Below are 21,928 nucleotides of genomic sequence, written 5' to 3' on the forward strand. Positions count from 1 at the left end.
CTCAAGCCCCCTTTGTCTTCAATAGTTCGCGGATATCGTCCACATCTGTTCCTACAGTGACCCAACCGGCTGCCTCAAGCTCAGATTGCCCCTCGTCACCGTCAAGCACGACCGCGACTTGGTACTCCGGCCAGGCAACTGAAACAGGCAGGCCGTCAACTTCCAGCCCGAGTTCCGGTAGGACGGTGATGTCAGCATTGGCTATAGCAACAAGCAGAGTCTTTTCATCGTCCGTGGCTTGCAACATCAGTTCATTCCAGGCGGGGCTGAGCCCGTCTGACATCACTAGGCGCGCGACCTCTTCGTCGACGGATCCGCTGGCACTGACCGTGGACAGCACCGACCCGATCGTCAGTCCGATTGGTTTGAACGCCAGGAGGTTGGAGAGCTTCAGCCACTCACGCCAGGATGTTTCGTGCGAAGGAGAACCGATTGCTTCCGCCCTGTCGTCCAGGCATAGTCCGACGGCGATCGTCGACAGGCTCTTGGGCGACCCGGCCGCCGCGAACCCGAGGCTCCCCGATCCGTACGTCCACGCTGTGACGGTGCCGGCAGGAAGGGGTGGATTCGCGCCCTGGGCTAACGCCGACGCTTGCGCGTACATCGCGTCTGCGTCGGCGGGCTCGGGCCGCTGCGCCATCAGCATGAGCGGCACAAGCTCAGAGAAGTCCGCCCAAGCCTCCGGATCTGGCCGGTTGACCCATTCCCAGAGCATCGTCATCGCGTCACGCCCCAGTAGGTCCATGATCTCGGCATTCACAGGGTAGTTGGCCATGAGCTGTGCATTGAGCTTTGCACTGGCCCAAGGAGGCAGCACAACAGCCGCGTCGCGACCGGCTTCGAACGCTTCCACGTCTTGCCAGGTCACCGCCCACGGCACGGCGGCCCCGGATAGTTCAGCGCTGTGTCGGAGCTTGTCGCGCTTGGTGGCGTCGTCCGCGATCCTGTTGTGTTCCGTGGACGCGTGGAAGGTGAAGCCGTCCGTGTAGATCGCGAGCACAGGAAAGTTGGGGTCGGGCGGTCCCTTGAGCAGGAAATCAGGACGGGTTCCGGCGACATCCACCTGCGGGATGAGCTGCCATTGGAAGTGCTGCCCGGGGATCCGGAAGGTAATGGTGTCGGCGAGCGCACCCGGGGTCACCTTGGTATGTGCTCCCACCGCCTTGAGCCGGTCCATCCAGGCCTTACGAAACCGCTTCTCCAGCAGCGACTCGATTGAGGTCTCGGCGTCGGGCGCATCCTCGGTGACAGTCCAATCGGAGAACGACGGCGGGACGGCGCCGTCCGTGGCTGCCTCACCGGAGCGCAGCAGCAAGCCGAGCAGGCGCTCTGCGCTCGCCCGGGCCACCTTGTCCACCGTCCACGGCTCGGCGAAGGGAAGCAGGCAGTGATGGCAGGCCAACCGGTCGTCGAAGCGACAGCTGCAGTCACGCACGGTCCTCCACGCAGCGTGCAGCAGCTCCCACACGCGTTCGGCATCTGCGAACTCGGCGAGGTAGCCCGTGCCGCCCGGGACTTTGTCGTGCAGCATGAGGGCGATCCGGTTCCCACCGTTCGCAGGATCATTGATCCGCAACACACCGAGGTGGTCCGGTGCCCCACCGAGGACTTCGCGGAGACCCAGTAACAGTGCGGCCTGGAGGCTCGGCACGGAGAAGTCGTCGCCGTAGGTCACGTCAAGGGGCAGATGGAGCACAACGCCTTGGGTGTTAAGTTCCCGGGCGAGCACCACTTCCTTAACGCTCTCCTGTGATGTTTTGCGGTACCTGCACCAGAACCGGTGTTCGGTGGGCAGATTCTCCTTAGCGGACTGGTCCAGCTGTCCGCAGTACGAGCACAGCCTGAACATGGGCGTCCGCACGTCGTCGCCCGCGATGACCCGCGTACCTCCGTTGGAAGCCGTCCTTCCGGTGTTGAGCCATCGAATATCCACCCGGTTGAAGTACTCGGCCCCGAAGTCGTAGCCCTCGACGAACCAGCGCTTCTGTAGGTGCTGCGGGTCGATGTCCGCCGCGGCGACGATCGTGAAGCGTTCCCGCACGCGGTTGTCGCGGCGGTCGTTGATCGCGGCCTCGTCCCGGCGGACCTCGGCGGAGACCTTCTTCAGGACCACGACGTCGAGGACCTGACCCATGTCCGCGATCGCCGACGTGCCGCAGCGCACACAGTTCTGCACGGCCGCGGCCGTACCGAGGTCGGTCTTGATCCAGCCGCAGTGCGGGCAGACCTGCCACTTCTGGATATGGCTCTGCTGGGGGCCGAGGTCCACAGCATCGATCAGGATCTCCATCCCTTGCGCATAGAAGGTGGCACCGGGCGCGAATTCGCTGAGGGCTACCGAGGCACCGCGGCTGTAGGACACTGTGTCGGTGACGAACTCCTGCGTATCAGCATCCTTCCAGGACAGCCCCACGTCCAGGCTCACCGAGTCGTCGAGGAGCGTATAGTTGGGCAGCACACCATAGGCTTCCAGCACCGATATCCAGTACTGGCCGCGGAGCTGCTTGAGCTGGTCACCGATCATTCTGAGGGTGGCTTTGGCGGTGCGAAGGGCCTGGTGCGCGTCGGAGGTCTTGTCGTCCAGCCGGTCAGCCAGGGCCGCGGCCTCCTCCAGCTCGGGCAGGGCGGTGCCGATCTCCTTACGGCGAGTGTCGAGTTCATCAACGTCCGCCTTCCATTCCCCGGCCGCCCGGATCAAATGACGGGCGAGGTCGCTAGGCTCACCGTCGGCCTGCTGTGATGCCCAGGCCGTCAGGCGGGCCGCGCTGTCCGCAGTGATTCTTTCTCCGAACTGCTCTAGGAATTCGACGAGGTAAGTCTGAGCGTTCGCCGTAGCGTCCTCGATCAGGTCCCCGATGAACGATCCGGGCGCTACGCTCCCGAGTGCCTGGATGGCATCGACTGGATGTGCCCGGCCCGCGGTCCGAGCGAAGCGGTCCGCAATGTGGGCGACGTACTGCCGTCCCAGGATCTCTTCGGCGTCCAGATAGGTCGCGGGTGGCCGGACCTCCCCGTTGATGACGGAAAGCGGTTCATTCAGCTTGGGCAGGTGTTCGCCACGGCCTCGAACGAAAGCGAGGACCAGCGAGTTGCCGGTCAGACGGCCTGCCCGGCCCACCCGCTGGAGGTAGGAGGCAACGGACGTCGGCAACGAAGCCAGCATGACGCAGGACAGGTCCCCAATATCGATGCCCATCTCCAGCGTGGGCGTGGCCACCAACACATTGGGAGCCTGGGGGTTGTCTGCGCCGGATTTGAACTGCGTCTCGTAGAGGATCCTCGTCGCGTCGTCGAGCAGCGAGGTATGTTCTCGGGCCACCACACGCTTGCTCTCGCGCGAGGAATAGAGGTCCCGGTAGAAGTTGCGGGCGTCCGAGGCGTGCCGCTGCAGTGTCCCGCTGCAGCGGACCAGAGTGCAGGGGCCCCCGACCAGCTGGTCGATGACGGTGAGGCTACCAGGGGTGATGGCCTGGCAGACCTTGCACTGGACGGCGTGCCGTCCTTCGGCCAGATCCTTGGCATCCGGGACGGAGAGCACGATTTTCTCCGGGTCAAGCCAGTAGACATCCGCGCCGGAGTTGGTCTTCGAGCTGCCGAAGGTTCCGTCCTCGGCTAGTGCGGTGATCAGTGCCTTCGCTAAGTAGCCGCTGTCGGAGGGAGCGACGCCAAGGCAGCGGGCTGTCCAACGCGCGTACCAGGAGGCTGAGGATGTGACTCCGTCCAGGTTGTCGGTAGCCGCGGCGGCGCTGCCGATCCGGGGGAAGACTGGCGCGGGCCGGCCGGAAGGGAATGCAGGCATGCCTTCGCCTTTGGGTCGTCCGCCCCAAATCTGCCAGCGTTTGCCGTCGGTCGCGATGTAGCCCTTGAGCCATTCATGGTGGACGCCGCCTTGGAGCCGGACCCTTTCCACCGTGCCGCGGATCCAGTGCAGCAATTGCTGCTGCGTGGGTGCGGTCTCACCGATCATCGTCTGGTGAAGGGCGGCTTCATAGGCCTTCCGTGCTACGGAGAGCATGCGGGTGGGGTTACCGGCGTCGGTCTCAACGGCCAGGGATCCGGTGAGTTCCAGGGTGCGGCCGGTGCGCGATTGAAGGCCGAGCTCTAGAAGAGCATCGAACTGCAGCCTGCGTTTGGCGAAACGCCTGGCGCGGACGCGTTCCCCTGGGGAGGCCTTAGGGTCCCAGAAGGGTCGGAAGCTCTGTCGGTCCACGAATTCGGGTGCGATCAATTGGTAGCGCGCGCCGGGCGTGTCTGCGCGGGCGATCGCGGTGTCCACTAGTTCCGAGAGCGTGGCGGGCTGCTCGCCGAGCGCGCGCCGCAGAGCAGTGCGCAGCGTCATCGTGTGGGAGCGGGACTGGACGTATCCGGCCCGGTGCGCGGCGTCTTGGACGCTGTCGGTGAAGACGAGGGCCTTCTTCTCGTCGTCGTTAAGCCCTTCGGCGCCGAACAGGTTGGAGATGCTCACGGAGAGCATGGTGGCGATGGCGCTGCCCATGAAGGCGATTCCATCCTTGGCCAGGCATGACGGGCACACGTCCTTCTTCGAGTCGTCGTCCGCGTCCTTGCCGGTGAGCATCAGGACGGGGATGATCCGCCCTTCGGCGAGGTCGGCGCTGTCGGCCTTCGGTGGTGTAGCCGAGAGCCCCCGGTTGACGGTGTGGAGCCAGTGCAGGCCTTGCACCTCCTCCGAACCGTCCTGACGGAATTCGATGATGTCCGCCTCCGCAGCTGCGGAGATAAGGGTGCGGAAGCGCGGGTTGTTCGTGACGCGAGCTTCACGGATCTTGGAGTCGTCCAGCTCGAGGTCCATGCCGGTCGGGGCCAGGACGGCGCCCCAGCCGGAGCGCCCACAGTGCCGGCAGTAGAGCGCCGGAAGGAACAGGTCGTGGGACTGGTCCACCCCGTCGTCGGACCAACGAAAGCGCGGTGAGGTGTCAACGGCGGCATCCACGCGGGACATCTCGCGGATCCACAGGTGCGTCTCGACGGTGAGCGCGGCCCGACCCTCGCGGGCCCTGATGTGGCTGAGCACCGCGATGACGTGGGAGATGAATTCTTCCGCAGCTTCCGGCCGGACGTCGGTGGGCAACGAATAGGACGGGAAAATGGCATTCGTGAGGTCCGCAAGCGCGACGGCGGTACTCGCGTGCTCCAGGAGGGCGACGGTCAGCGGGTGCGTCCGCATCGCGTCCAGAAGGTCCGTGGGGCGTTCACCGAAGAGCGTCTTTACGACGGGCCCGAGGACTGCTTCGGGGGTGCCGCCGGACTCGCGCAGTTCCGCGACGGCGTTGTTGGTCGCAGCGATGTCAAGGGCGATGGCATTGAGGTCTCGGCCCTGCACGTTTCCGGTGCCGAGCTTTGTCCAGGCCTCCTGGGTGAGCCTAGACTCTGTGACGACGGAGTCGTGGGGGAACACCTCGCCGAAGACGGTTCCGGCGAAGCGGAGCATTGCGTCCGGGTCACCTTTGCTGCCCAGGGTGGCAGAGGTGGCGACGGGGGTGGCCCGGCCGAGGGGCCGGGCCCGGTCTTCCTCGCTCAGCCCGTAGGGGCTGTCGGTCAAGTCATCCGGCCAGTAGCTCTTGAGCATCAGTCCGAGCCGGCGCAGCAGCATGGCGACGTCTGTTCCCTGCGCACCGTCGTAGGTGTGGAATTCATCCAGGACCACGTACTGCAGGCTGGTTGCAGATTTCTCCCAGAGGGGTGCATCTGTATGGCGGAGCAGGAGCATGTCCAACATCTTGTAGTTCGTCAGCAGTATGTCCGGTGGATCCTGGTGGAAGACGTCGCGGTCGTTGATCAGACCGTCACGGGCGACCCTGGTGCGGTTGGTGTCCTTCTGTCCGGTATAGATGCCCGCGGTGACGCCGGAGAGCTCCGGGTAAGTGGTCAGCAGCTCGGCCAGGCGTTTGGCCTGGTCATTGGCGAGTGCGTTCATCGGGTAGAGGATGAGTGCCTTGATGCCGGTAATGCCGTCGCGCTTGGCGCGCAGCACGTGATCCAGGATCGGGTAGAGAAATGCCTCGGTTTTTCCGGAACCGGTGCCGGTGGTGACCAGTGTGGGTTCCGGGCGGCGGGGTGCCCCGCCAGCACCCTTGCTGCTGAGCCGCTGGAATGCCTTGGCCTGGTGACCGTAGGGTTCGAAGCCCTCGTACCAGTCGAGGCAATCGCGCCAACCCGGCTCGGCAGTTTCGAAGGGGAGCCGCAGCCGGACGTAGGCTCCCTTGAAGAGTCCTTGATCGGGATCCGCAAGGAAGTCCTTGATGGCGGACTGGGCGTTCCCGTCGGTGAGCGCAAACGTGGTGGCGAGGTAGTCGGAGAGCCCCCGACGCAGGTCCCCGGCCTGGGTGGTGGGTAGAAGCTCCGACATCAGTCCTTCTCCTCCAGCATGTTCGAGAAGTGGGCGTATGCCTTCCGCATGTCCTCTTCGCGGTCGAAACTCTGGAACGGGAACTCGAAGACGTACTCGACACCGCTCTGCGGGTGCGTCCAGGTGCGTTCTTCCAGGGTCAAGGACTCTCCCAACCTGCGATACTCTCGGCTCATGTCTCCAGGGACTTTGCGCCCGTTCCCGTCAAAAAGATCATTCTGTTCGTAGCTTCGAAGAACGGGAAACTGGGTTCGATAGATAGTGCACAGATCGTCTATACCTATACCGAAGCCGAGCGCTGTAACTGCGTCGATCTCAACCAGCAGCCTCCGCCGCATGGCAGGGTTCCTCTCAGCAGATTCCGCGGACCACGAACTCCCCATTGCTTCTTCCCAGAACTGGGCATACGCCTGGGTCAAGCAAGTGAGCCTACAAAACCGCTCGACGATCAGGGCGGTCAGCGGTCCCTTCTCGAGGACAGGGAGCATTTCTACAAATGAATTGTGAAGATTCGCAACCCCGGCTGTCTTCACCAAGAAATCGAGAACGATGGAGGACCATGTACCCGCGACATTCGCAAGCTCAGTCGCATCCGCTCCGCCTAGCGTAAAAGAAATTTGTGTAGCGCCTGGCGGAATAACCGAAACGTGGAGGGTCCTTTGACTGGCGATAGCAGCCATCTGGCGCCACACGATCCGATACCCATCGATGATCCTGCCGTGGTTGCCAGTTCCGCCCCGCCAAGAGCCGAAATCTTGGGCAAACGTCTCCGCCGGTGCAGACCGTTGGTAACTGGTCCGAGGGATGAAATCACTTGGCAGCGCTTCCACATCGGTTTCGTCCCAGTCGTTATTGCTTCTCACCACCTGTCGCGGTTGTTTCACAAAGGGATTGCCTACGGTGAAGTGCGGGCCCTGGAGAATCACGTCGTACCACGAATTATTGACCCGGGAACCGACCTCAAAAAGACCCTTTTTTCGATCAGAAGTTTCATTCCATCCAGACGAGTATTGAAGCCTTAGGGCATGCACCCGGGGCGCATTGCTGAGCATCCTCATGACACGTGAACTCGCACGGTTGACGGGATAAAGCATGCGTGCAGAAACGGAAGGCGTTCCTGCCTCTTCGAGAAGGTCAGCCCAGACTTTCAGGATTTGCGAGTCAACTCTAACAATGCGTTCGGCGTGTGGCCGAGTATCCCATCCTCCGTCGACCGTCTTCAAAGCTGGCGCTTCCCCAGACCCGTCGTGTAATAGCGATCGCTCTGCTGTCTCGGGCTGATAGAGGGACGCGGCCATGATGAAATCCGGTTCGTTGCGTGAAGATCCGTAAACATGGACGCCGAATTCAAGTTGGTCTGTCAGATCGGCGAAGAGCTTCTGCTTGTTGCGGAAATGCCAATGCCTGCGGAGGCGGCGGTACGTCTCGGACCTGAGGTGTGCTGCCTTCTTCTCGGTAAAGTGCGATTCCGGGTGAAGCAGAGCTACTACTCCAGTCAGGGAAGCGGACCTCCATGTCCGCTCCATGAAGGAACGATAGAGGTCGGGGCGGAGGCCAGCGACAATAGGGTAAGTAGCAGGCGACGTCAAAAGCTCTCGCAAGGCTACGATCCCGGCGGCCTGGGAACACATGAATTGAATCTGCGCATGATCCGCTTTGGCTTCGATTTGCTTTTCAGTTTTTAGAGCCTGCGTCTGCTTATCGTTTAATTGCCACCAAGGATCAAACTCGGCGTATAACGCGTCTTCGTCCCAATCCGGCCGAACCCACGGCGGGTTACCCACCTGCAAATCAAAGCCGCCGCGGCCGAAGATGGACGCAAAGTCCAGCTCCCAGTGGAAGAATCCCTGGTCGGCGGCGATGTTCTCGCACACCTGCAGCCAGGAGTGCTGCTTCTTGGCCATTTCGATATCGGACACCAGGGTAAATTCAAGATCGACCCGCTCGGCGTCGTTCAGTTCTTCCCAAGTCGATGCGGCACCGAAGGTCTGCTGTCCCACCATCTTCGACTCTTTGCCCTGTAGCCCAAGAATCGCTTCCAGTCCGCCGAGCCATTCCTCCATAGTGGGGGGTGTTGCCCCGCCAGTCGCCCGCTCGATCAACGGCCAGAACCACAGTGCGTTCCAGGCATCCATAACTCTGCGGAGACGCTGGTAAGCGCCGTTAGGGTTGTTGAGCGTCTCCTCGATCTGTTCCCGCGTGACGGCTTGGACCGCATTGCTTGCATCCTCCGTCTCAGCAGGTGAGGGCTGCTTGCCGAAGTAGTCAATGTCTCGGCGCGCCTCGGCCTCGGCGACCTGCAGTCTGCGGAGTGTGAGCTTCCAGAGCGATTCAACCCTGCGCCCGAGGCTTACCATCCGGTCTACCTGGGTCTTGCTGGGTTTGGACCTGATCTTGATACGCCAGGCCTTCAGCTGCTGCTGGGCCCCCCCTGCCAGGTCCTTGACTTCCTTAGCGTCGGCGGCCGCACCCCAACCTTCCGCTGGGAGCAAGAAGTGGTGGATCCGACCGAGCACATCTGGATCGTCCGTTTCACCAGTCATGGCCTCGACCAGCCCGGTGAGGGGCGCGTCCCGCGGGGCACTCTTCAGCCAGGACTTGTCATTCACAGTCTGCCGGGAGTACGTGGCCCGGCGGGCACCAATCAGTGAGTTGCCGCGTCGCAGGCGCAGGCCGAACCACGGCGCTTGCAGGTCCTTCACCATGGTGTCGAGCCAGAGCGAGACTTCCGCGAGTTCCACCGCCGTCGAGTTCAAGTCCACACCGTGGACCTGGTGCAGGGCAATCTGGGCCTTCACCTTCTGGAGTTCCTGCGGGTACTCGTCCGCAGGAACTCGGACGTCCAACTCATCCTGTTTGCGCTTGAGGTACTCGTCGGCGAGCTGGCGGACAGCTTCGAGGGCGAACGCGCCAGAACCTAGTGCAGGCTCGCAGACCGTTAGCTTCAGGATGTCATCGGCGGCGGTCCTCTGCCCGTTCTGGTCCAGCAGCTCTTCGAGCGCCTGGGATACCACGAACTTGGTCAGAACCTCGGGGGTGTAATAGGAGGCCGACTGCTGGCGCTCCCGGCCGGCAAGCCGGAAAACGAAAGAGCCCGCAGGGTGAAGAACCGGCTTCCGCTCCCCCGTCCGTTCGTCCTCCTCCACCACGAAATGCTTGGCATCGATGGACTCGGACCGGTCCACCGGGACCACCCAGGAACCCTTGACCGAGTTCCCGTCCTTAGCCACCTCGTGCAGGGGCTCCGCGGCAATGAATCCCGTGTAGGACATGAGACCCTCATAGACGGCGCCAAGCTGATTGATACCCAGTTCGCCGTAGGAGATGAAGCCCCGGTCCTTGCCCCTGACCTCCTTGCTGAGCAGCAGATGCTGCAGGACGCGCTGAAGTTCGCTGTTGCTGAGCTTGGAATCATTGATCAGGGAGGTTGCGGCGTCGTGGAAGAGGTCGGCCTTGAGCGGTTGAAAAAGCAGGCCTTCGTTCTCGCCGGAAGCATCGTCGGAGGGGTTTGCCCCTGCTGGAGCGTGGCCTTTGTCGACCAGGTGGAAGAGCTGAGCGAGCGATTCGTAGATGTGCGTGCCGTGACGAGACTCCGGCCGCTCGATATTGATGAGGGTCAATTCCCGCAGCCGGTCAAGGCCATAACCCTCACTGTATTCGCCCGCTCCCACCGGTAGGACTCCCATCTCCGGGGAGGCCTCCGCGTAGAGCAGGAAGAGGATCCGGTAGAGGAACCGCAGGGACTGACGCGCAAGGATCTGCCCGTCGATGTCCTCGACGCCCAGACCTGCTTCACGGCGACGATCCAGGACGTCGTTGGCGATGATCTCGATGGAGCGGCGGATGCCTTCTCGTAGGTCTTGGGATACGCCCACGGTGTGTTTGACGGAGGCCTGGAGGATGCTGTCCCACCAGATGGAGCCGTCCGGTGACGGCATGAGAGAGTCGCGGCCGTAGAGCGCCAGGAACCGGTCAGTCTCGGCGTTCTTCTTCGTGTCGTTGCGGTCCGCGACCAGGAGCGCGTCCGCTGCGAGATAGCGACCCTCAGCCCAGCGTTCCTGTTCGGTGAGCACCAACCACCGGCCTGCCATGATGACAACGAACTTCGGGTCTTTGTCCGAGAGGTAGGCCTCGGACACGACCTTCGCAATTGTCAGCTCCGGGTCAGGCTCTTTGCCGTCCACCAAAACCCGCCCGAGCGGCAAAGTCGTGGACAGTACGTCTTCCAGTCCGTCCGCCGGGGCTGCCTCGACGAAGAGGACCTCGGAGTTCTCCGTGGCCCACACGCCGGGGACGAGCGTTTCGGTCCCACTTCGTTCGAACGTGACTATCGCCGTCGTGCCTTGAAACCCGAGGGCGCCGCGCAGCAGGGCGTAGGCCTGAGACGCACGCGCCGGGTCTTCCGACAGCCCGGCGAGGAGGACCTGGAGGCGTCCGCGAATCTCAGCGAACCGGGTCGGGGTCGCTGAGTGGCCTTCTTTCGCTGCCTCGTCCCAGCTCCTGCGGAGTTTGGCGACCTCGGCTTGGAAGGATTCCTTGGTGGAATCCGTGGTGAAGAAGTGTTCGCTGATCCAGTCTTCGCCTACAACGATGGAATCAAAGGACGGCACTACTGGTCAGCACCTTCCGGGACAGCGATAGGGGTTGCGCGAGGAACGACAATAAGTAAAGGGCGGACCAGGCGTTGCGCCGGGGCGAGCGACTCGGCGATGCGCTGCTCTTCGCTGACACGCTCGCGTTGCTTTTTCACTTCCGCGCGCTGGGCGAGATCGAAGGACAGCTGTGTCCAGGCCGTGGCCCGGTCCTTCCACGCCTGCAGGCGCTCGTTGGCAGACGCTTCAGCCGCCTCGAAGGTGAGCTGCATGGTCTGGCGGGCGCTCTCCACTGCCTGCGGCAGCATGGCCTGTAGCCCGTCCATGGTGACTGGCCCGGGGTTGGTCGCCTTGGCATCGACGCCGATGCTGCTCAGATGCTCGCCCAGATCCTCGAGGGGTTCGTTGAGACAGAACGTGGGATTGGCCGGGTCGGGGAAGTCCACCGCAATGAAGGCTTTGGAGACCACTTGGCCGCGGCGGTTCATCAGCGTGCCCATGAGCAGGACCTGGGTGGCGTCCACATCGCCGCGGATAACGAGGACCTCGCTGCGGGACATCGAGGACAGGGCTCGGTCGCTGGCCCAGTCCAGGACGGGGTGGAGCGGGCCGAGGTAGTGGGCTTCGGGCCAGCTCATGTCGTCGGATTCGCGGGCGCGGTTCAGTTCCCGTGTACCGGCGTCGACGGTCGTGGCGAGCTTGAGGCGCTCGGTGACGCGCCGCTCGGACAGGTAGTCCTGCGGAAGGTTGCCCAGACGATTTTGGAGGTCGCCGGGCGGGTTGAGCTCGGCGAGGCCGTGGCCGGTGTGGACGGTCCAGCCGAGGACCTTGCTCGGGTCACCGAAGGCCTCGTTGAGGGCTTCGTCGAGGAAGTCCAGGTCGGTGGAGTAGAGACCGAATGGCTTCTCCACAGGGATTGCCTCGGTTTGCCCGTCGTTCTGCAGGGCCTCGAAGTCGAGGAAGTCCCAGAGGTCACCCGAGTCTGGATCCGCTTCAGGCTTGCTGACTACGGCGTCGAAGTCCTTCTTACGGAGCAGGACGTCGCGGATGGCGTCTTCCTCCTGCTTGACGCTGTATTGCCCCATGAGGGAGGCGACGTCGTTGAGGACCGTGTGGGCCTCGTGTTCGCGTTCCATCAGCCGTGTGAGGACCTTGATGTCGCCGGAGAATCGGGTGTTGTGCGGGTTCAGGAGCAGGGTGGTGATCTGCGGTTTGTGGCGCTGGCCGAATCGGTCGATGCGGCCGTTGCGCTGTTCGATCCGGATGAGGCTCCAGGGGATGTCGAAGTGGATCAGGTGGTGGCATTCGGCGTGGAGGTTCACGCCTTCGGATGCGACGTCGCCGGTGACCAGTACGCGCAGCGGGCTGTTGCCGCGCTTGAACTGGTCCACGATGCCTTGCTGTTCAACATCGCTGAGGCCACCATGCAGGAGGCCGACATTCTCCGGCTTGAGGCCGAGGGCCTTGGGGAGCGACTCTTGCAGCCACTTGAGCGTGGCGACGCGCTCGGCGAAGACCACTGCACGCATCGGGGAGCCCTTGCCGACGCCGATCCCCTTCAAGTAGCTGACAAGCTCGGTGTACTTGGCGGAGTCACCGGTGTTGGCGGCTTCGGTGAGCATGCTGAGCCGCTTGAGGGCGTCGACTTCCTTGGCCTCGGAGGGGGAATTGGCGTCGAGCTTCCTGAGACGCTCGGTGACCGTTTCGAGCAGCGCAGCAGGGCTGGAGAGGAATGCCTTGGCAAGGGTCCAGGAAAACAGCGCACCGTTCTGCCCCGAATACGGTGCCGGTTTGCCTTCGGGGTGGAGCCATACGTCCGAGAGCTCCTCGGCGATGGAGTTCTCTGCGGCGGAGGCTGAGACGAGCCTGTTGTCCGGCTCTTCCCTCTCGGCCCAGTCCGCGCCGACTTCCTGGGCGACCTCCGGGCTGTGCCGGTGCCGGCGGATGATGAGGTTCTCCACGTGTTTGGGGTCGAACGTTCCGTCCGGGCGGACGGCGGTGGGGTCCAGCAGGCGTAGGATCTCCGCGAACGACTCGTTGCGTCCGTTGTGCGGGGTGGCAGAAGCCAGGATCAGGGCCTCGGTGTTCGGCGCGAGCACGCGGGCGAGCTCGTTGTTCATTGCCTGGGTATTGGTGACGTTGTGGGCTTCGTCGATGACCACCGCATCCCAATGCAGTTTGCCGAGCTGGGCCCGGTAGCGGGGGCTCTTGAGCGTGTCCATGGAGATGATGGCGCGCTTGTAGTAGGTGAAGGGGTTGCGGGTGGCCGGGAGCTTCTGCCGGATCTTCTGGATGCCGGCGGAGTCGAGGCGGACGAACGGCAGCGCGAAGCGGCACCAGAGCTCGTGCTGCATCTGCTCAAGCACGTGGCGCGGGGTGACAATGAGGATGCGTTCACCCCGGCCGCGTTTGACCAGTTCGCTGAGGATCATACCGATCTCAAGTGTCTTACCGAGGCCCACGGCGTCGGCGATTAGGATGCGCGGGCGAATGTTCTTGGTGTCCAGGGCCTTCGCGACGGCGATCTGCTGGTACTTGAGGTTGCGCGACAGCATCCGGGTGGAGACGGTCAGGTATTCCGCCGACTGGGGTGTCGGGGTCTTGCGGAGAGTGGTCTCAAGGAACAGCCGCGCTTTTCGGTAGTTTGGCGTATCGTCAGCAACCACTTTGGACTTGGCTGGGTCCACTACTTCGATGGTGTCCAGCGCTGAGTAGAAGGCCGCGGTGGTGTCTCTGACAAGCTCGCCGAGGCCCTGCACCCTGATGAGGGTGCCGTCTACCGATTTTTCGACGCTTGTGACGAGCCAGTCTTCGTCCCGGACACGCACCACTGAACCGGGCGCGACGTTGAGTTCCCGGTTTTCGGCTGTAACTGTCAAGACCTGCTCCTGTGCTTCGTAGTTCCGCAAAGCCCCCGGAGCAAGGACCAAACCCTCTATGCAACCTCCGAAACCCCCGCAGGGACATCTTGTGCGTTGAACCGTCCTTGCCGAGACCTTGCCTTAGGGTAGCTGAGTGAGTCTGTTGTTCACCACGTTCCGAATGTGCTCCCATGAGGGGTCGTTTACCGGAAGGTCAATCAACAAGCGCTGTTGTGTGGCAAAGATTTGCTCTGACGAAATACTGGGCAACTCCCAAGGTTCCTTGTCCAGCTCCTGAGCCGTCTTGTCTAGCAAGAACGCCTTTGCGGCCTTAGAGCTTCCCCGAGGGCACCCTGTCATTTCACACACGTACTCCTCTGGGCTCTCACCGGGCATAAAATGAACGTTCTCGTAAATCCAAGAGTGGGTCCTCCGAAGAGTCGAGACACGATTCGCACTACTTTCCGAATCATCTCCCCCGTCCATTGGAATCTGAAGGTTCGGTGTCCCCGGGAACAAGGAATGAATCGCCTGATTTAGATCATCGTCGGAGATGCTTGATGTCTTTGCGAACCTGGTCTCCCCTTGCGCATCAGAGCCGAGGGGGACTCGGTCGTCCTCGCTCGGCCGCTGATCACCATCCAAGAATACTAGGGTTGAGACAGTTCCAGTGAATGCTAAATTTGGAACCAATCGAGAGATTATGGTCGAGGATCCTCCAGGAAATGGCAATATATCCATCCGCTTCAAAGCGGCTTCGCCGAGTGGCTTCAACCCGCGGTGAAGGATTTCAGCCGCAAGTTTATCCTCGACGATGAGTTGCAACTTATCTTTCTTCGGTGCGCCAAGTCGGAAAAAAGCCTCGGTCTGCGAAGCTTCTTGCTTGTCCAGGACAACGGCGCCAGAGGCATCTTGCTGCAGCAGCTTTATCGCGTCCGAGGGGAGGTCCGCAATCAGATACGGGGAGTGTGTTGCCATAACCACTTGCAGGTGGAGCAATTTCACCTGCTCCACCAAGAAATCCATGAGGAGCTGCTGTGAAGCGGGATGCAGTGAAGTTTCAGGCTCATCCAGCAAGACCATTGAACCGGGCAATGCCGAAGAAAGCTGGTGAACTAGTGTAACTATAGCGAACTCGCCGCTGCCCGCATACGCTTCGGAATAGGATAAGGCGCCCGATCGCATACTTACCGTCCAACCCACCCGATCAAAATATTCATGAAGAACCATCTCGACCGACTTATACGAACGGCCCAGTATCTTTGATACAGCAGCAAGCTCCTTGGCATTCAACGCGACTACTTCGTGTACGCGAACCTTACCGTAATAGGACTTCTTGCTTCCAGCGAACGCGGCTCTTACCTTCACCGAGCGTTGGCGGATCCAATTCTTCCTTTCCGCTAAAGAACGACTTGATTCTTTCGCACTCGGGTTGCGCATGTACTTGTCGTATGCGGGCAGCTCGCCACGGAAATCCAAGTAAATGACAGGCTTCGACACCGGGTTCCAGCGTGTTCCGGACCGACCTTCTCTAGTTGCGCCCGCAGCAACTGCTGGCATTCGATCCATCCCGTCCGCCGCCTTTGATGACTCCCAATAGTCTGTGTGGCGGTCCTTTCGCTCAATCCTTACTTTCCGGACTTCGACCACTTTTTTCGAAGAAGAATTGCGGTATCCGTAGATGTAACGAGGTTGCTCCCCGGAGGCAATTGGGTCCATAGAAGTGGAGAACCACCAGTTTCCTAAGTCCTGCCCCTCTGGACAGGCTTCGATCGCTCGAAGTATCGATGTCTTGTTCGTGCCATTACCCCCGACCAACGCGGTAATCGGGTAGGTGAATTCGATCTTTAATCCCGGAGTCAAATTCTTATATCGAGGGAAGCGAATGTGGCGAATCGCCGAGTCGTATGCCGCAGATTGAAACATTCCGCTCAACGCGTTTTTACTAGTACTCAATTTCTCCCCTGGTACGGTTTCGATCTTCGGCGCGAGTTCCAGCCTCACTCGGTCGTCTATCTGCCACACTTACTCGCCGGTAACGCGGCTGCTTTTTAAAATGCAGTATATATCTCAGATGTCGCATGCAATTCCGCTGTGACGCCCCCGACCTGATCAACCCTAGTCTTGGGTGCGGGGCTGATCGTGCATTGAACGCCGGACCGCGCTAACCATCAGCCATCTGACTGGGCGCTCGATGCTCAGGGTGGGCGGCGAAGGCGGCGTGGAGAGCAAAACTCCAACGTACTGCAAGGTTCCGGCCGCAAACGAGAACACCAGGCCAGCAGCACAAGACGCCACAGTGCTCCGAGGCGGCTCGACTCCTTCCTTGGCCGTCGAAGGCTGGCCGACTGGGCCGAACGCAGCCGCGGGTCCGGTTGAGGAGGAGGGACGAGTACTGGTCTCGTCGCTACCACCTGCCGAGCCGTGAGCGCCTTGGATACAGCGCCCGAGTGGTCGAGCAGCGCAGCGGGGGCCACTGTCGGGCTTACCGGTCTGGCCAGTGATTCAGTGAGGTAGACATAAATCGCGGTGACGAACGGCTCCTCGGGTACGGGGGGGGTAACGCGAGCACAGCACCCACCAGCTGATCGATCCAGATGACCCTCGCGCCCGTGCTCGTCGATCCGTCGATCCGTCGATCCGTCGATCCGTCGATCTCAGGGTGTTGCACTAGGCAGATCCAGGCTTGCGCCATGGTTCGATGCTGCGCCTCGAGCAGGACGGCTACGGCACTGCACTGCTGGAGCAGAGACGGCGTTTCACGCCTCCGTGCATAGCCGTTCTGACACAGCTCCCCGTTGAGAATACCCACATCACACGACCAGTTCTTGGCATCGATGACCAGGATCCCGCCGGGTCCGACCGCGAGGTGATCGATGTTCGCCCTGCCAGCCCGGCCAATGCACGCGGGTGTCGGTCTCGTCGTCGGCGTGATCGCCCAGCCAGCATTCTGGTCAACGCCGGGGCCACCGTCGAGGCCGCCGTCGGGGAGTCACGACACCTGATCTCGAACGTTGACGTTGGACGCGGACCACTGCGGCCTTCGCCTGAGTCAACCACGACTCCGGACCGGGACTCCGCCCGCCTGCTCCCCAGGGACCGCCAGTCCTCCCAGACTGCCCCCATTAGGAAGGCGCGCGCCGGACCAACTGCAGCCTCCTGCTAGGCCAGCGGACTACCCGCGGTCCCCTCACCACCACGGAGTTACTCGAGACGATGCTTCACTGACTACTGGTGAGCCGCGCCGCCAGATTCGTCCTCCGCTCGCGGTGGGCGATGGTGACCGCGCCCGTTGTGGTCCTCGCCATCGTCTTCGAACTCACGCGCATCGGCACGGACGGGGGCCCACCGTGGACGAGATATCAACGAGCCCCTACGGCATCCTCGCGTTCATCGTCGGGCGGGTGCCAGCGCCGTCGTCCGCCGTGCTGTTGCGGCCCTCACAGGGGTGGCACTCATCGCGCTCGCGGTCGTCATCGCTTCCCCCGCCGGCACGGCTCCGATCGAGCGCGGACGGCGAACCCGCGACCAACGGCATCAACGAACTCACGACGGTGGAGACCGGATGCAAGGACCGCGGCATCATGCTGCGCGGCCTCGATGTTGAGAAGCCAGTCCTGCTGTTCCTCGCGGGCGGCCCAGGCGGATCTGAGCTGCGGGCGATGCGCAACCATCTGCAGGAGCTGGAGCAACACTTTGTCGTCGCCACTCCTGAGTACCGGGCGGTCGACCCATGCCCAGGGCGACTGGCGTGCCGCGTTCGATGCCCTCTGCGCGGCCGACGCCTCCACCCCCTCGACGTCGACGACCTCGAACTACTCGGCGGCGCCGCATGGTGGATCATCAACTAGGTGGAGGGTCTTCTGACCCGGTAGGCTCCTGCCCCTTACGGCCTGCCCTCGCTACGCTTCGGCGAGCCCGGCGTCTTCCCGGAGCGCGGCAGCCACAGTGAGCTTCCGTTGATATCGAGCCTGCATCACTGCGCTGGCTGCTGGGCCATCGGCGAAGCGGAAGTCGCCCGGAGTGAGCTCGCGCCCGGTTTCGCGGTCCACGATCACCGGGTCCACCTCAGCGCCCGTCTGCGCGTCCACCAGAATCATGGCACGCTTCCCCGGCTCCAGCCTTGAGTTTCCCCAGGCCGCCATGGCGATCAGCACCGGGCGCAGGGAGCGGCCCAGGTCGGTCAACACATACTCATAGCGCGGCGGGCGCAGCTCATACTGTCGACGTTCCAGCACCCCGCCGGCCACGAGGTCCTTCAGCCGTGAGGACAGCAGGCTGGACGAGATCTGCAGATTCTCCTGGAACTGGTCGAAGCGCGTGAACCCGTCAAAGACGTCGTGCAGGATCAGCACGGTCCACCATTCGCCGATCAAACCCACTGTCGTCGACAACGGGCACTCCCGATCTGCCAGGCGAATCTTTGCAGCCATAGTCAACTCCTCCAAGTCAGTGCTAGATTAGCAGTCACTACTCACTTCTAAATTAGAAGTGATCTAATAAAACCATCTATATGAAGGATTCTCATGCCTGACCTGCCAGCTTCAGACTTACTTGCTGACACCGAAACTGCTCGGGATCAGCTTCCTGCGGCCGTCATTACTTACTTGGATCCCGTCGCTGGTGCTGAGGGAATCAGTGCCTTTACGGATGATGGAGTGGTGACCGACAACGGAACACGCTATGCGGGCCGCCAGGATCTTCTGAGGTTCCTCACCACGACGACCATTGAGTTCGAGTTCACCACGTTCCTCCGGGCGGAGAGCCATGGAGACCGCCATGTCGTCTGGAACCGGTTGGACGGAAACTTCCCCGGCGGAACCGTCGATCTGAAGTACACCTTCGATCTGGAGGACGTGCTGATCCGCACGCTAGACATCACTGCTTAGGCGAGCCAGCACCTCGACGGGAGCGAAGCATGCGGCGGTCCCGCCAAGCGCCAGTGGACCATAAGGCCAACGCCACTAGGAGCGGCTGGAAGAAGAGTCTCGTGAGGCGGGCGGAGTCGGTATCCAAACCGAAGGCGTCGACGCCGTCGACGTACTGGGCAATATTGCCAGGGAAGACCGCTACGAAAAATGCTGCCACGATCCAACCGACGTGGACGCGCCAGCGTGGGAGGAAAACCAGCGCTGCGCCCAGAACCACCTCAACGATGCCTGACGCCACGACGACAAAGTCGGTATCGAGCGGCATCCACGCAGGAACTTGGGCGGCGAATTCTTCACGGGCAAAGAACAGATGCGCCGTTCCCGCGAAGATTAGAAAGGCCCCCAGCACGATGCGGGCGATGGTTCGGAACGGGGACAGGGCAGGAAGGTCACTCACGTCGGAAGCCTAACAGCGGCGCCTGAAGACCGGGATCCCCAGGCGCCGCGCTACCGATGCCAGTTACGGAGCGCCCGGAAGTGACTCGCAGACGATGCCGTCTTTGTCCTGGTCGAGTCGGGCTACGTCACCGTAGTACGGAAAGTATTTCTCGTACCAGTTCTGCGCTTCGCGCCAGGTACTGAAGTCACCACAGTTCTTGGTGTCTCCCGGGTTAGCCGGCTTGGGAGGCGGTGTCGGCTTAGGGGTGGGCTTCGGCGTCGGCTTGGGAGTCGGTTTTGGCGTCGGCTTCGGCGCGGGCGCAGGAGCTGGCGCGGGTTTCGGTGCCGGGGTCATGACGACGGGGGCTGGCTGGGTAACTGCAGCAGGCTGGCCGGCGCAGTTGTTCAGCACACCGGCCATGGCGTCGCGTTCTGCCTGCGTCACCCACAGACCGTGGATGGCCTTGGCCGAGATCTGTCGAGAAACATAGGTACAGCGATAGGAATTGTTCGGCGGCAGCCAGGTGGCGGCGTCGCCGTCGCCCTTTTGTCCGTTGATTGGACCGTCGGTGGCCTGCAGGTTCAGCGGATCGTTGGCAAACATCAGCCGCTGATCGGCGCTGAGCTGCTGCGCGCCCTTCTGCCAGGCATCGGACAGCGCAACAACGTGATCGATCTGGACCGCGGTGCTGGTGGTGGTCCCCCGCACAAAGTTGATCAGTGTTCCGGTGTAGGGGTCGTTGAGAACTCCGGTAGCGACCTGACAGTTTCCGGAGGTGTAGGTGATGTTGGTGAGCTGGCGCGTCAGCATGTCGTTGCGGGTGTCGCACCCGTTGTTGTCGGTGTCGAACCAGGAGGGCCCAAAGTTGTCGCGGTCGTAGCCGGTCTTGGGAGCACGCCCCTTGACGGGGATGGACTGCAGCACCTGGACCGCCGTCGACCCGTAGGCAGCCGGACGGTTCAGCGGAAGCTCGGTCTTGGTCCGATACATGAAGGCCGCCATGGCATCACGTTTGACCGGCTGCAGGGGCAGGAATCGGCCATCCGACCAGCCGGTGGAGATTCCAGTGTTCGCGAGCCAGCTGATCTCTTTATAGAACATGTTCGCGGTGGGTACATCGCGGAACGCGCTGGATTTCGATGCAGTGAATGAGGGCTTGACGGAGAACCGGTAGAGGAACGCTGCCATGGCATCCCTGTTGACCGAGTTGAGCGGCTTGAAGGTCCTGTCCGGGTAGCCGGTGGTGATCCCTTGCGAAGCGAGCCAGTGGATTTCCTTATAAAACTGGGTGCCCACCGGCACATCGGTGAACCACGACTGCGACGGCGCCGTATAGGAGGGCGAGCCAGCGAGCCGGTAGAGGAACGCCGCCATGGCGTCCCTGGCGACCGACTGCAGCGGGCGGAACGTGCCATCTGACCATCCCTTTGAGATGCCCTGATCGGCAAGCCAGGTGATCTCGGTATGGAACTGGCTGGTCGACGGCACGTCCCGGAAAGTCGTGGCTGCGCTGACCTGGGTGGGGGCTACCAGAGTACCGGCGCCGATCACCAGCACCGCCAGCATCATGAGGGCGGCTCTAATTGTTTTCATAGGTTCTCCAGTGAGTGCTAACGCGGATAAAAATGGCACAACGCGACACACAGGTAGAAGAACCTAAACGCCTGGACCCCCAGCGCATGATGTCCCCCATCTCATGCTCGTGACTGAAGCTTACGGGCGCCCCAACCCTTCTAGCGGGTGACTTGGCACAGCATTGCGTCAGGATTGCCGAAAGAATCACCGTCCGCGAAGAGCCCTCGGTAATGCTGAACCTTGAACATTAAAAAGTACGGGGGAAGCAATGCCATGGGGCGATGGATCGTGAGTGGTTTTATAAGGACAAGAACCCAAACCCAAACCCAAGCGCGTCCGCGGGCAACGCCGTCGACGGTCCGGCCGCGGATTGAGAATGGGCACGGTGGGAGTCATTGCCCTCGTGGTGGGTCTGTACCTAACGCCGACCATCCTCGACCGGTACGTCCTCGCCGCCGCGCTCCCCTATTTGCCCGGGTCCCCCGTGCCGCCTCGCGGCGTCGATGCATCGGATGTCCCACTGGCCTGCCACCGGCGAGCAACGGGGCCACGTCTTTCGTGTTCCTGGAATCCCCCGACGATTCACAGGACTTTGTCGCGTACGATTCCTGCCGACCCGTGGATTACGTGGTTCGGCCTGACTTCGCGCCAGCTGGCACGGACGGGTTGATTGAAGAAGCCGTCGCCGAAATATCGGCTGCTACCGGACTGACCTTCGTCCACCGGGGAATCACTACCGAGGCGCCCAGCGAAGACCGGGACACCTACCAACCAGATCGCTACGGCAAACGATGGGCTCCGATCCTCGTTACCTGGACCAGCCCGGCGGAAATTCCCGAACTGGAGGGGGATACCGCAGGTCTTGGCGGTAGCCCCCACGCCCATACACCGGGTAACCCTTTGTCTACGTTGCCGGTCAGGTGCAACTCGACGCACCCCACCTGAACGAAATCATCCAGTATCCGGGTGGCCGCGATCACGTGCGGGCGATCATTGTGCACGAGCTGGCCCACGTCGTCGGACTCGATCACGTCGACGACCCGACCCAGCTCATGCACGAGGGAACCAACGGGTTGACCACCCTTAGCGACGGAGATAGAGCTGGCCTCGCCCTGCTGGGCGCCGGTCCCTGCGTTCCCCAGCTGTAACTGGCAAGGGATTGCCTTTCCTGAAAACAGCAGTGGCCGGGAGACTCGGATTCACACCCGAGCCTCCCGGCCACC

At 62.1% G+C, this 21,928-nt stretch carries 12 protein-coding genes; 4 read left to right on the top strand and 8 right to left on the bottom strand.

Going from position 1 to position 21,928, the window contains the following annotated elements; translation table 11 throughout:
- Position 1 precedes the first annotated feature (1 nt).
- The 5 genes from ACX80G_RS01180 to ACX80G_RS01200 all read right to left on the bottom strand — a co-directional run bounded on the left by ACX80G_RS01180 (position 2) and on the right by ACX80G_RS01200 (position 16,755).
- Positions 2–6,367, bottom strand: a complete 6,366-nt coding sequence (locus tag ACX80G_RS01180) for a DEAD/DEAH box helicase (protein ID WP_459305141.1) — start codon at positions 6,365–6,367, stop codon at positions 2–4.
- Entirely contained in the window at positions 6,367–10,977 is a 4,611-nt protein-coding gene (locus tag ACX80G_RS01185; protein ID WP_459305142.1) for an Eco57I restriction-modification methylase domain-containing protein, read from the bottom strand. Before ACX80G_RS01185 ends, ACX80G_RS01180 begins: the two co-directional genes overlap by 1 nt.
- Positions 10,977–13,838 carry a helicase-related protein gene (locus ACX80G_RS01190; protein WP_459305143.1) on the bottom strand — a complete coding sequence of 954 codons (2,862 nt, stop codon included), beginning with the start codon at positions 13,836–13,838 and terminating at the stop codon, positions 10,977–10,979. The genes ACX80G_RS01185 and ACX80G_RS01190 overlap by 1 nt, the downstream gene beginning before the upstream one ends.
- A gap of 123 nt (positions 13,839–13,961) precedes the next feature.
- Positions 13,962–15,824, bottom strand: a complete 1,863-nt coding sequence (locus ACX80G_RS01195; protein WP_459305144.1) for an ATP-dependent nuclease — start codon at positions 15,822–15,824, stop codon at positions 13,962–13,964.
- Positions 15,825–16,305: 481 nt separating this feature from the next.
- Positions 16,306–16,755: a nuclease-related domain-containing protein gene (locus ACX80G_RS01200; protein ID WP_459305345.1), complete on the bottom strand. Its 450-nt coding sequence runs from the start codon at positions 16,753–16,755 to the stop codon at positions 16,306–16,308.
- 415 nt (positions 16,756–17,170) lie between these two features.
- Here ACX80G_RS01200 and ACX80G_RS01205 point away from each other — a divergent pair, with 415 nt between their 5' ends.
- On the top strand, positions 17,171–17,671 hold the full coding sequence (locus tag ACX80G_RS01205) for a hypothetical protein (RefSeq protein ID WP_459305145.1): 501 nt from the start codon (positions 17,171–17,173) through the stop codon (positions 17,669–17,671).
- A 51-nt stretch (positions 17,672–17,722) separates the two neighbouring features.
- On the opposite strand, the gene ACX80G_RS01210 is transcribed toward ACX80G_RS01205, so the two are convergent.
- Positions 17,723–18,253 (bottom strand): winged helix-turn-helix transcriptional regulator, encoded by a 531-nt coding sequence (locus ACX80G_RS01210; RefSeq protein ID WP_459305146.1) that lies wholly within the window; start codon positions 18,251–18,253, stop codon positions 17,723–17,725.
- 93 nt (positions 18,254–18,346) lie between these two features.
- On the opposite strand from ACX80G_RS01210, the gene ACX80G_RS01215 reads away from it, so the two are divergent.
- Positions 18,347–18,709 carry a hypothetical protein gene (locus ACX80G_RS01215; RefSeq protein ID WP_459305147.1) on the top strand — a complete coding sequence of 121 codons (363 nt, stop codon included), beginning with the start codon at positions 18,347–18,349 and terminating at the stop codon, positions 18,707–18,709.
- Here ACX80G_RS01215 and ACX80G_RS01220 read toward each other — a convergent pair.
- Both ACX80G_RS01220 and ACX80G_RS01225 read right to left on the bottom strand, forming a co-directional pair.
- Positions 18,699–19,148, bottom strand: coding sequence for a DoxX family protein (locus ACX80G_RS01220; protein ID WP_459305148.1), 450 nt, complete (start codon positions 19,146–19,148; stop codon positions 18,699–18,701). The genes ACX80G_RS01215 and ACX80G_RS01220 overlap by 11 nt on opposite strands.
- Before the next feature lie 63 nt (positions 19,149–19,211).
- Positions 19,212–20,723: an S-layer homology domain-containing protein gene (locus ACX80G_RS01225; protein WP_459305149.1), complete on the bottom strand. Its 1,512-nt coding sequence runs from the start codon at positions 20,721–20,723 to the stop codon at positions 19,212–19,214.
- Between the two features lie 540 nt (positions 20,724–21,263).
- Between ACX80G_RS01225 and ACX80G_RS01230 the strand changes: the two genes are divergently transcribed.
- Together ACX80G_RS01230 and ACX80G_RS01235 are read left to right on the top strand one after the other, a co-directional pair.
- Positions 21,264–21,650: a hypothetical protein gene (locus ACX80G_RS01230; RefSeq protein WP_459305150.1), complete on the top strand. Its 387-nt coding sequence runs from the start codon at positions 21,264–21,266 to the stop codon at positions 21,648–21,650.
- Positions 21,626–21,853 (top strand): matrixin family metalloprotease, encoded by a 228-nt coding sequence (locus tag ACX80G_RS01235; protein ID WP_459305151.1) that lies wholly within the window; start codon positions 21,626–21,628, stop codon positions 21,851–21,853. Before ACX80G_RS01230 ends, ACX80G_RS01235 begins: the two co-directional genes overlap by 25 nt.
- The last annotated feature ends 75 nt before the right edge of the window (positions 21,854–21,928 follow it).

This window comes from Arthrobacter glycogeni (assembly GCF_054510815.1).

Coding starts and splice junctions, on each gene's coding strand:
- ACX80G_RS01180 (WP_459305141.1), bottom strand. CDS start 6,367: ATGTCGGAGCTTCTACCCACCACCCAGGCCGGGGACCTGCGTCGGGGG.
- ACX80G_RS01210 (WP_459305146.1), bottom strand. CDS start 18,253: ATGGCTGCAAAGATTCGCCTGGCAGATCGGGAGTGCCCGTTGTCGACG.
- ACX80G_RS01215 (WP_459305147.1), top strand. CDS start 18,347: ATGCCTGACCTGCCAGCTTCAGACTTACTTGCTGACACCGAAACTGCT.
- ACX80G_RS01225 (WP_459305149.1), bottom strand. CDS start 20,723: ATGAAAACAATTAGAGCCGCCCTCATGATGCTGGCGGTGCTGGTGATC.